We start from the raw sequence: 11,566 nt of genomic DNA, 5'->3' as shown, positions 1-11,566 counted from the left end.
GAGGTGTTGTTCGACTCCTCGGAAACCCCTGGCACCTGGGCGGGAGGGCGTATCCTCACGTTCAGCTCAATGGAGGTGCTGGTGTTCGAGGCGCAGATACTGCGTGACGTCCCGACTCAGAACCTCACGCTCAGAGGGCAGCGTTTGTTGGACCTGTCCCGGCAATTGTTCCGTCTGGACCAGGTCGATGCATTGGCTGAACGCAAAGCCGTAGGACGGGATCGAGCCGAGGTGCGTCTGGCGTACCGGGTCGGCATGACCGGCGGTTGGCCCGACGGGCTGGAACTGCCAGGGCAGCCCAAGCATATTGCATTTATCAGACCGATCAGCGGAACGGTGTTGGCTAACGCGCGTAGCCAGGTGCTACGGGCGCAAGCGTCCAATGCGTTTTATGAAAGCCTGGTTGCTCGTGATTATTGGAATAACTACCTGCGAGAGCGCTATCCCGATGAGTTTCAAGCGCTTCAGCGCGATGCTGCCAGGCGCCATGAGGCCGTGGAGGATGAACACGCTGACAGGGTGCAGGGCACAGAGAGCCAGGAGCGCTACAACGAGGCATTGAACCGGCTGGTGATCGAGGACGCTAGTGCACGAATACGTCTGCTGCTTGAATTGTCTCGAAGGGAGGCGCCGCAACCATCGACCCGTGCTGTGGGTACGGCCCCATCGAAGCCTGAGTCGCCGCAGCCGGGTCCGTCCTCGCGGCAGTAGAATAGGCCAGCCGGGCTGTTCGCTTCCGTCATCCAGGCATTCGGGCCTGGCGTTATGCGACAAAAAAATCCGAGACCTCTGATGGCCTCGGATTTTTGTGGCGTTCTCGCGTTTTAGCGCTTGTCAACGCTTATGGAACAGGTCGTCGTCCAAGGGGGTTAGTTGTCATACCCCAGGTTCGGCGCGAGCCACCGCTCGCTTACGGCCAGGTCCTGGTTTTTGCGCGCGGTGTAGCTCGCCACCTGGTCCTTGTCGACCTTGCCCACGGCAAAGTACTGCGCCTGCGGATGGGCGAAGTACCAGCCGCTGACCGCCGCCGCCGGGAACATCGCATAGTGTTCAGTGAGGAACACGCCGCTGCGCCCGGCCTGCATTTCGCGGGCTTCGGGGTCGAGCAGTTGGAACAGCTGGGCTTTCTCGGTGTGGTCCGGGCACGCCGGGTAGCCGGGGGCAGGGCGGATGCCGCTGTATTGCTCTTTGATCAGCGCCTCGTTGTCCAGCTGTTCGTCCTTGGCATAACCCCAGTGTTCCTTACGCACTTGCTGGTGCAACCATTCGGCGCAGGCTTCGGCCAGGCGATCGGCCAGAGCCTTGACCATGATCGAGTTGTAGTCGTCGCCCGCGTCTTGATAGGCCTTTGCGACTTCTTCGGCGCCGATGCCAGCGGTGGTGATAAAGCCGCCGATGTAGTCGGTCACGCCGCTGTCTTTTGGCGCGACGAAGTCGGCCAGGGAGAAGTTCGGCTTGCCGTCGGTTTTGATGATTTGCTGACGCAGATGGTGCAACTTGGCAATCGGCTGGCCGTCCTCACCGTAGACTTCCAGGTCATCGTCCTGCACCTGGTTGGTCGGCCAGAAGCCGAATACTGCGCGTGCGCTGATGAGTTTCTCGTCGATCAGCTTCTTGAGCATTTCCTGGGCATCGGCATACAACGCGGTAGCGGCCTCACCCACCACTTCGTCTTCAAGGATGCGCGGAAATTTGCCGGCCAGGTCCCAGGAAATAAAGAACGGCGTCCAGTCGATGTACTCGGCCAGCACCTTGAGGTCGATATTGTCCAGCACCTTGGCGCCGGTAAAGGTCGGCTTGACCGGCGTGTAAGTGCTCCAGTCGAACTGCGGTTTCTTGGCGATGGCCGCCGGGTAGCTCAGGCGTTCGGTACGCGCACTGCGGTTGGAGGTGCGCTCACGCACGTCGATGTATTCCAGGCGGGTTTTCTCGACGAAACCGGCCTTCAACTCTTTGGAGAGCAACTGCGTGGCCACACCCACCGCACGCGAGGCGTCAGTCACGTAAATGACCGCGTCATTGCTGTACTTAGGCTCGATCTTCACCGCCGTGTGCGCTTTGGAGGTGGTGGCGCCGCCGATCATCAACGGCAGGTGGAAGTCCTGGCGCTGCATCTCGCGGGCTACGTGGACCATTTCGTCCAGCGACGGCGTGATCAGGCCGGACAGCCCGATGATGTCGCACTTCTGTTCCTTGGCCACCTGCAGGATCTTCTCCGCCGGCACCATCACGCCCAAATCGACGATGTCATAGCCGTTGCAACCGAGCACCACGCCGACAATGTTCTTGCCGATGTCGTGCACATCGCCCTTCACCGTGGCCATCAGAATCTTGCCTTTGGCTTCGGGCTTGTCGCCTTTTTCCAGCTCGATAAACGGGATCAAGTGGGCCACAGCCTGCTTCATCACCCGGGCGGATTTGACCACTTGGGGCAGGAACATTTTGCCGGCGCCGAACAGGTCGCCGACGATGTTCATGCCTGACATCAGCGGGCCTTCGATCACTTCAATCGGGCGGCTGAATGACTGGCGGGATTCTTCGGTGTCTTCAACGATGTGGGTGGTGATGCCCTTGACCAGCGCGTGTTCCAGGCGCTTGTTCACCGGCCAACCGCGCCATTCTTCGGTCTCGGCTTCTTTTACGCTGCCGTCGCCCTTGTACTTGTCGGCGATGGCGAGGAGGGCATCGGTGCCTTCCGGCGTACGGTTGAGCACCACGTCTTCCACGGCATCGCGCAGCTCGGCCGGGATCTGGTCGTAGATCTCCAACTGGCCGGCGTTGACGATACCCATGCTCAGGCCGTTGCGGATCGCATACAGCAGGAACACCGAGTGGATCGCCTCACGCACCGGGTTGTTGCCCCGGAACGAGAACGACACGTTGGAGACGCCACCGGAAGTCAGCGCATACGGCAGCTCGTCGCGGATGTAGGCACAGGCGTTGATGAAGTCGACGGCATAGTTGTTGTGCTCTTCGATACCGGTGGCAACCGCGAAGATGTTCGGGTCGAAGATGATGTCTTCCGGCGGGAAGCCGACTTCATTGACCAGAATGTCGTAGGAGCGTTTGCAGATTTCTTTTTTGCGCGCTTCGGTGTCGGCCTGGCCGGCTTCGTCAAAGGCCATCACCACCACGGCGGCGCCATAACGCTTGCACAGCTTGGCGTGGTAAATGAACTGCTCGACGCCTTCCTTCATGCTGATGGAGTTGACGATGCCCTTGCCCTGGATGCATTTGAGGCCGGCCTCGATCACTTCCCACTTGGAGGAGTCGATCATGATCGGTACGCGGGAGATGTCCGGCTCGCCTGCAATCAGATTGAGGAAGGTCACCATGGCCTTCTTCGAATCGAGCATGCCCTCGTCCATGTTGATGTCGATCACCTGGGCGCCGGCTTCCACCTGTTGCAGGGCGACTTCCAGGGCTTCGGTGTAGTTGTCTTCACGGATCAGGCGGGCAAAACGCGCGGAACCGGTGATGTTGGTGCGCTCGCCGACGTTGACGAACAATGAGCTGCGATCAATCGTGAACGGCTCCAGGCCCGATAGGCGGCAGGCCTTGGGAATGTCCGGGATCGGGCGCGGCGCATAACCGGCAACGGCCTTGGCGATGGCTTCAATGTGGCCCGGTGTGGTGCCGCAGCAGCCGCCGACGATGTTCAAGAAGCCACTCTGGGCGAATTCTTCGATGACCTTGGCCGTTTCCGACGGCAATTCGTCGTACTCGCCGAACTCGTTGGGCAGGCCGGCGTTCGGGTGCGCGGAAACGTGGGTGTTGGCCTTGTTCGACAGCTCTTCCAGGTACGGACGCAGCTCGCTGGCACCCAAGGCGCAGTTCAGGCCCACCGACAGTGGCTTGGCGTGGCTGACCGAGTTCCAGAACGCTTCGGTGGTCTGGCCCGACAGGGTCCGGCCGGAGGCATCGGTGATGGTCCCGGAGATCATGATCGGCAGTTCGACATTCAGTGCTTCGAACACACCTTGTACGGCAAAGATCGCTGCTTTGGCGTTGAGGGTGTCGAAGATGGTTTCGATCAGGATCAGGTCGGCGCCGCCCTCGATCAGGCCTTTGGTGGCCTCGGTGTAGTTTTCCACCAGTTCATCAAAGGTCACGTTGCGGTAGCCGGGGTTGTTCACGTCCGGCGACAGCGAGCAAGTACGGCTGGTAGGGCCGAGCACGCCGGCGACGAAACGCGGCTTGGCCGGGTTTTCCAGGGTCTTGGCGTCGGCGACTTTGCGCGCCAGTCGCGCGCCTTCTACGTTCAGCTCAAAGGCCAGTTCTTCCATGCCGTAATCGGCCATGGAAATGCGCGTGGCGTTGAAGGTGTTGGTTTCCAGGATGTCGGCGCCGGCATCCAGGTAGGCTTTTTCGATGCCGCCGATCACGTCCGGACGGGTGAGCACCAGCAGGTCGTTGTTGCCCTTGACGTCGCTCGGCCAGTCGGCAAAGCGTTTGCCGCGGTAGTCGTTTTCCTCAAGCTTGTAGCTCTGGATCATCGTGCCCATACCGCCGTCGAGGATCAGGATGCGTTCCTTGAGGGCTTGGTGAAGGGCTTGCAGACGAGCGCTACGATCGGACATGGGACTACTCTGGTCAGGCATTTCGGAGGGGGTGAATCATAGCAAACCTGTGCCGATTTAGAGCATGCCCAGGTTTTGCATGAATATCGTTCATGTTGGAGGCGGTCATGGCCCGGTAGAATCGCCGGCACTTCTCTATCGCTCGCATTGAATCGGGGCCGGATACATGTCACTTCGCCTTATCGTCAGCGCCGTACTGGCCTTGATTGCCAGTACTGCCCAGGCAGACGCTTTACCGGTCAACAGCCCCGCCCCGGCGATTTCCTATACCCGTGACGTGCAGCCGATCTTCACCGAAAAGTGCGTGGCCTGCCACGCCTGCTACGACTCCGCCTGCCAGCTCAACCTGGGCAGCGCCGAGGGCTCGGCCCGTGGTGCGAGCAAAACACCGGTTTACGACGGCGAGCGCAGCCAGGCCGCGCCGACCACGCGGCTGTTCTATGACGCGTTCGGCAAACCAGCCTGGCAGCAGAAGGGCTTCTATTCGGTACTCGACGCCCAAGGCAGCCAGGCCGCCTTGATGGCGCGCATGCTGGAGTTGGGGCATAACGCACCGCTGCAACCGAATGCCAAGCTGCCCGACGAGATCGTGCTGGGCCTGAATCGCGAGAACCTGTGCGCCATGCCCGGCGAGTTCAATGCCTACGCAGGCAGCCATCCCAAGGAAGGCATGCCGCTGGCGGTCACCGGCCTGACCGATCAGCAATACCAAACCCTGCAACGTTGGCTTGCCTCCGGTGCGCCGATGGATGAGCAAGGCCTGGCGCCCAGCGCCAAGGAAGCCTTGCAAGTGCAGCAGTGGGAAAACCTGTTCAACCAGCCCGGCGCCCGCGAAAGCCTGGTGGCGCGCTGGTTGTATGAGCATCTATACCTGGCGCACATTTACTTTGAGAACGGCGAGCCGGGGCATTTCTTTCAATGGGTACGTTCGCGCACGCCAAGCGGCCAGCCAATCGACCTGATCGCCACCCGCCGCCCCAACGATGACCCGGGCACCCAGGTGTATTACCGCCTGTGGCCGGTGCAGGGTGTGATCGTGCATAAAACCCACATCACGTACCCGTTCAGCGCGGCAAAAATGGCGCGGATCAAAGCGCTGTTCTACGCCGGTGACTGGCAAGTCAACGCCTTGCCGGGCTATGGCCCCGGGCGCCGGGCCAACCCGTTCGAGACGTTCGAGGCGATTCCGGCCAAAGCGCGCTACCAATTTATGCTCGATAACGCCGAATACTTCGTGCGCACCTTTATTCGTGGGCCGGTGTGCCGTGGGCAGATTGCTACGGATGTGATTCGCGACAACTTCTGGACCCTGTTCCAGGACCCGGACCACGACCTGTACATCACCGATGCGCGTTACCGTGGCCAGGCCACGCCGTTGCTGGCGATGCCGGGGCAGAACGACGACGTGGGCAGCGTGCTCAGCCTGTGGTTGGCGTATCGCGACAAGCGCAACCAATACGAAGCCTTGCGCCGTGACAGCTACGCTGATTTGCCGCCACCGAGCTGGTCCAGCCTGTGGGCCGGTAATGACAATGCCTTGTTGAGCATTTTCCGCCACTTTGACAGCGCTTCGGTGAACAAGGGCTTGATCGGTGAGGTACCGCAGACGATGTGGCTGTTTGACTATCCGCTGCTGGAGCGCACCTATTATCAGTTGGCGGTGAACTTCGATGTGTTCGGCAACGTGTCCCATCAAGCCCAGACCCGGCTGTACTTCGACCTGATCCGCAATGGCGCCGAGCAGAACTTCCTGCGTTTGATGCCGGCGGATACGCGCGATGATTTTATGGATGATTGGTACCAGAACAGCGGCAAACTCAAGCTGTGGCTGGACTATGAAGCGATTGATGACGACAAACCGAGCGGGCTGCATTTGGATGAAAAGGACCCGAAGCGAGATTTTGCCAACCAGTTGTTGACGCGCTATGGCAACCTGAACGCTAGTCCGGATCCGATCAACCGCTGTACCGGCGCCTATTGCTCGCGCGATGGGATTGAGCCTGCGTTACAGGATGCGGAGCAGGCGCTGAGCCGTCTGACGTTGCGGCCGGCGGCGGGGCTCAAGGTGATTGATCAATTGCCTGAGGCTACGATGCTGCGGGTTGAGACGGCCAGTGGTCAGCGGGTGGTTTACAGCTTGTTGCGCAACCGAGCGCACAGTAATGTGGCGTTTTTGTTGGGCGAGGCTTATCGCTATCAACCGGGGCTGGACACGTTGACTGTCTATCCGGGCGTGCTCAGCAGTTACCCCAACTTCATGTTCAATATTGCGGCGCAGCAAGTGCCGGAGTTTGTGGCGGCGATGGAGAATGCCAAGGATGCCAAGCGGTTTGAGAAGATTGTCGACCGTTGGGGCATACGCCGCAGCCATCCGCAGTTCTGGCAGTACTTTCACGACTTGTCACAGTACATCCGCGAAACCACGCCGGTGGAAGCGGGCGTTCTGGACATGAATCGGTATGAGAACCTATAAGTATTGCCAGTGACTCAGTCATCTCTCTAAGCGAGTGCTGAAGCAGTCGGGTATCTATCTTGCGGGATTGGAACAGGTATTCCGATGATGCTGATTTCAGTGCAAGCGCTACGCGCCTTGGCAGCGTGGGTGGTGGTGGGCCACCACTTCATGCAGGTTTTTTTCAACTTTGAGGTCCATAGCCCGCTGGAGTATCTGTTTGCCGACAAAGGCGCCGCTGGCGTGGATGTGTTCTTTGTCATCAGCGGCCTGGTGATTTTCCTTGCGAGCGCAGACAAAGCCCTGACACCGTGGCGTTTTATGCTTATGCGCGTGGCAAGGATCGCGCCGGCATATTGGTTCTATACCCTGCTCATGGCCCTGCTGATCGTGGCGTTGCCCGCGATGTTCCCAAATGATGAGTGGGTGCTGAGCCACGTGGCCCTGTCGATGCTGTTTATCCCTGCCCAGCACCCCGCGGGCTTTGGGATCTATCCGCTGTTGGACGTCGGCTGGACCCTCAACTTCGAGATGCTGTTTTATCTTCTGTTCGCCTTGGCCTTGTGGGTGCGTACCTCGTATCGGTTTTGGGTGGTGGCCGGGCTGCTCTATCTTGTGTGCGGCATCATCAGTCCGGCTTTGAACCTGGCCGGCGGTTTTTACAGCAACGACATTGTCCTGGAGTTTCTGATGGGCATTGTGATCGGCATGCTGTATCGCCGTGGTCTGTGCCGGGCCAGGGCGTGGCTGCCGTTGTTGGGTATCGTGGGTGCGTTGGTCGCGATTTATATCGGCGCAGATGTACCTCGTTCGCTGGAGTGGGGCGTTCCCAGCGCGGTACTCGTCATCAGCGGTGTGACACTGGAGCCTTACTTCAAGGGCTCGCGCCTGTTGAAGATGCTCGGGGATTGCTCTTATTCGGTGTATTTGATCCACACGATGGTGCTGTACGCTGGGCGATGGGCCGCGGAACACGCGGGTATAAGCCCCTATGCGATGCTGCCCGTTTGCATCGCAGTGACGGCATTGTGCGCATTTGCAAGCTACCAGTGGCTGGAAAAGGGCAGCTATCGCGTGTTCAAGCGTTGGTTTGGCATGGATGACCCGACACGCCTTTCCCGACAAAAACACTAGGACTTTGTGCCTCTGTAATGTTTGGCGTAAACTGCCCGCAAGCCTGTGAGGAGTTTCCATGACTGCCATAACCATTACCGACGCCGCCCACGATTACCTGGCTGACCTGCTGTCCAAGCAGAACACCCCAGGTATCGGCATTCGCGTCTTCATTACCCAGCCCGGCACCCAATACGCCGAAACTTGCATCGCCTACTGCAAGCCTGGGGAAGAAAAACCTGAAGACACCGCCTTGGGGCTCAAAAGCTTCACCGCGTACATCGATAACTTCAGCGAAGCTTTCCTCGACGACGCCGTGGTCGACTACGCCACCGATCGCATGGGTGGCCAGTTGACCATTAAGGCGCCCAACGCCAAGGTGCCGAACGTCAACGCCGACAGCCCGGTCAACGAGCGCATCAACTACTACCTGCAAACCGAAATCAACCCGGGGCTGGCCAGCCACGGCGGTCAGGTCAGCTTGATCGACGTCGTGGAAGACGGCATCGCCGTACTCAAATTCGGCGGCGGCTGCCAAGGCTGCGGCCAGGCGGACGTGACCCTGCGTGAAGGCATCGAGCGCACCCTGCTTGAGCGCATTCCTGAGCTCAAGGGCGTACGTGACGTGACTGACCACACGCAGAAAGAAAACGCCTACTACTGAGTAAGGTGTTCACTGCGAACAAAAAACGGCGCCCCGTGAGCGCCGTTTTTTTATGTTCTTAATTCAGTGACTTGCGCCGTATTCCTGCTAAACGGGATCAAGTGTGATGGCGGGCTTGCTCCCACATGGTTGACCGCATTTCTTCAGGGCCGATAGAGGTGCGCGTGACCCGCGCGATACAGCGACGACTCGCTGAAGCTGTCGTTCGCCAGCACCCGGCCCACCACAATCAGCGCCGTACGACGGAACCCTTTGGCCGCCACTTTCTCGGCAATGTCCGCCAACGTACCCACCACCCAATCCTGATCCGGCCACGTCGCGCGGTGCACCACGGCAATCGGGCAATCCGCGCCGTAATGCGGCAGCAGCTCAGCAACGATCTTCTCCAGATGATTAACCCCCAAGTGAATCGCCATGGTCGTGCCGTGGCGCGCCAGGCTGTCGAAATCCTCACCGGCCGGCATGCTGGTTTTATCGGCATAGCGGGTCAGGATCACGCTTTGGGCGATATCCGGCAGGGTCAGCTCCGTCTCCAGCAATGCCGCACAGGCCGCCACCGCTGTGACCCCTGGAATGATCTGAAAGGGAATATTCAACTCACGCAAATGACGGATTTGCTCACCAATCGCCCCATACAGGCTGGGGTCGCCGCAGTGTACGCGCGCCACATCATGGCCCTTGGCATGGGCGGCCTTGATCAAGTCGATGATTTGTTCAAGGTGCAATTCGGCGCTGTTAACCACCTGTTCCGCCTGATGGCCCTCTAATACCGCCGGCGGCACCAGCGAGCCGGCATAGATGATCACCGGGCAACTGCGGATCAGCCGCTGGCCTTTGACGGTGATCAATTCCGGGTCGCCGGGGCCGGCGCCGATGAAGTAGACGGTCATGGGAGTTCCTGTTGAAAATCGGGCGAGCATGAAGATTGCTCATGATCGAGAAGGGCGATTATCGGGTTTTTAGTCGGCGCAGGCTAATGCAAAGGTGGCCTGGGCGACTTTTTTGCGCGTGATCAGCAGGCGGGCAGGGCCGTGGGAGAGCTGTTCAGCCAAGGCCAGCGCGGCGCTTTCGGCGATGCCGTAACAGCCGGTATGGGCAAAAGCGACTGCTGATTTGTGGCTCAGGCGGTGTTCAAAAACCGCCAATTGTGCAGCGCTGAAACACTGCAATGGCAGTCGCAGCACCTTTGCCAGCGCGAGCAGCCCAGGTTCATTCTGCTTGCGGTCGAGACTGGCCAGCGCGGTGATGCGATGGCGTTCGATACTGCCCTCGGCGAGGGCGGTGTCGAGCAGGCCCAGCAGGGTGTGAACATCACAGCCCCGCTGGCAGCCCAGGCCGACCACCAGGGTCATGCCGAGTATTGACCGTCGCGGTTGCGGCGGAACAGCCAAGCGCTGATCAAGCCCAAGGCCAGCCAGAAGGCGACGTTGGTCAGCTGCGAAGCGATTTTGAACTGTGCTTCCAACGCTTGCGGCGCCAGCATCGAATGCACTTCAGGCTGAGGGGCACCGATCACATGCGGCACGGCCAGGATCGCCACGCCCAGCACTTTGAGCAGCCAGCTGCGGCCAAACACCAGCAGGGCGATACCCGCCGCGGTGGACGCAGCCGTACCGATCCACCAGACCTGACGTTGGGCCAGGTCAGCGGCGGCGGGGCCTGGCAGCTCCGGCGGCAGGCCCAGGGTCGGCGCCAGCACAAACGTCGTATAACCGGCCAAGCCCCACAGCAAGCCTTGAGCCGTGCGGGTCGGTGCGCGCAAGGTATAGAGACCGGCCAGCATCAGGGCAAAACCAACCGCCACCACCAGATTACCGCCGGTAGTCGACAACACACGTTGCCAGCCGTTTTCCGGCTCCCAGGCTTCGGCGTCGTGGGTGTGAGCGGCGGCGCCTTGTGCATGTTCATGGGGCATTACTTCGGCCGCCGCCGGGGCGTTTTCAAAGGTTTCCGCCTGCAGAATCAGCGGGGCGACCCAGAAGCTTTGCAGCAGGGTCAGCAGCAGGGCGGCCAGCAACCCAGTAAAGCCTGCGGTTTGGGCGATACGCTTGATCATGTCGGCAGGTCTCAGTGGCACGGGAACGCAGCGCTGTGGCGAGTATCGTGGGCGGCGTTGTGCACCGCTTCGATATGTGAAAAGCCGGCGAAATACACCAGGCACGCGCCGAGGATCGACGCACCGATAGCGGCGGTCAGGCGTTGGCTCAGGGTGGCGGAGCTGCTGGCGGTATGCGAGGTACTGCTGATGATCGACATGGCGCGTCCCTTCTGGGTGTCAGGGTGAAACGAGCGCATGAAAACCCCGCGAGCCAGGCACGCAGAGTTTTGAACAGCGCCCGCCCACCGCGGGTTTGTTATCTGATTTTTCGGGCCGGTCTCCGGGCTTGCGAGGGACACTGGGTCTAAAAAGCATCGCCTTCCCATGCCTTGCAGGCACAGTGGCTGTGACGCTTCGCTCGCTTACCGTTGCGGGGGCAGCACCGGACTGGTCATGCATGCATGATTGACCGGTTTCCCGTTTCACCCTGTGAAGGGCACCCGAAACAAGGTGTGTAGGAGAGCATGGGGGTGGGAGGGGAGTCAATTGGGAGTTTTTTTGGGGTACATATCCGTTGCTGCGGTAACGGCGACTATTGGTTCCGCCCTTACGGCGGGTCACTTTTGGAAAAGAGCCCGGAATGCCGGCCCAGCCAAAAGTAACCAAAAGGGCTCTTGCCCCACCACTCGGTGCCTCGCCTAGGCTCGGCATGCCAGAAC

The 11,566-nt window shown here is 60.1% G+C and carries 9 protein-coding genes and 1 riboswitch; of the genes, 4 read left to right on the top strand and 5 right to left on the bottom strand.

Going from position 1 to position 11,566, the window contains the following annotated elements:
• Positions 1–711: NEL domain-containing protein (locus E0F99_RS25865; protein ID WP_242626934.1), on the top strand; the 711-nt coding region annotated here is incomplete at its 5' end.
• A 158-nt stretch (positions 712–869) separates the two neighbouring features.
• On the opposite strand, the gene metH is transcribed toward E0F99_RS25865, so the two are convergent.
• Complete coding sequence (metH, locus tag E0F99_RS25860; protein ID WP_083358036.1) at positions 870–4,580, bottom strand: methionine synthase; 3,711 nt, start codon at positions 4,578–4,580, stop codon at positions 870–872.
• Positions 4,581–4,746: 166 nt separating this feature from the next.
• Between metH and E0F99_RS25850 the strand changes: the two genes are divergently transcribed.
• From E0F99_RS25850 to nfuA, 3 genes are all read left to right on the top strand, one after another.
• A complete protein-coding gene (locus tag E0F99_RS25850; RefSeq protein WP_083358037.1) occupies positions 4,747–7,053 on the top strand; it encodes a fatty acid cis/trans isomerase in 2,307 nt (768 codons plus the stop codon).
• Positions 7,054–7,140: 87 nt separating this feature from the next.
• A complete protein-coding gene (locus E0F99_RS25845; protein WP_083360412.1) occupies positions 7,141–8,166 on the top strand; it encodes an acyltransferase family protein in 1,026 nt (341 codons plus the stop codon).
• 58 nt (positions 8,167–8,224) lie between these two features.
• Positions 8,225–8,809 (top strand): Fe-S biogenesis protein NfuA, encoded by a 585-nt coding sequence (gene nfuA, locus E0F99_RS25840; RefSeq protein ID WP_017136914.1) that lies wholly within the window; start codon positions 8,225–8,227, stop codon positions 8,807–8,809.
• Positions 8,810–8,952: 143 nt separating this feature from the next.
• Here the strand turns inward: nfuA and cobM are convergent, their stop codons facing one another.
• The 4 genes from cobM to E0F99_RS25820 form a co-directional block, all read right to left on the bottom strand.
• Positions 8,953–9,699, bottom strand: a complete 747-nt coding sequence (gene cobM / locus E0F99_RS25835) for a precorrin-4 C(11)-methyltransferase (protein WP_083358038.1) — start codon at positions 9,697–9,699, stop codon at positions 8,953–8,955.
• A gap of 69 nt (positions 9,700–9,768) precedes the next feature.
• On the bottom strand, positions 9,769–10,161 hold the full coding sequence (locus tag E0F99_RS25830) for a cobalamin biosynthesis protein (protein WP_083358039.1): 393 nt from the start codon (positions 10,159–10,161) through the stop codon (positions 9,769–9,771).
• Positions 10,158–10,865, bottom strand: a complete 708-nt coding sequence (locus tag E0F99_RS25825; RefSeq protein ID WP_130909001.1) for a CbtA family protein — start codon at positions 10,863–10,865, stop codon at positions 10,158–10,160. Before E0F99_RS25825 ends, E0F99_RS25830 begins: the two co-directional genes overlap by 4 nt.
• 11 nt (positions 10,866–10,876) lie before the next feature.
• The gene (locus tag E0F99_RS25820) at positions 10,877–11,065 is read right to left on the bottom strand and encodes a CbtB domain-containing protein (protein WP_027606475.1); all 189 of its coding nucleotides are present in this window, start codon (positions 11,063–11,065) and stop codon (positions 10,877–10,879) included.
• Between the two features lie 96 nt (positions 11,066–11,161).
• Positions 11,162–11,366, bottom strand: a riboswitch (cobalamin riboswitch).
• Between the last annotated feature and the right edge of the window lie 200 nt (positions 11,367–11,566).

Source organism: Pseudomonas antarctica (genome assembly GCF_900624995.1).
In the GTDB taxonomy this organism is placed as follows: domain Bacteria; phylum Pseudomonadota; class Gammaproteobacteria; order Pseudomonadales; family Pseudomonadaceae; genus Aquipseudomonas; species Aquipseudomonas antarctica.
This window is presented reverse-complemented; position numbering and strand designations above follow the sequence as displayed.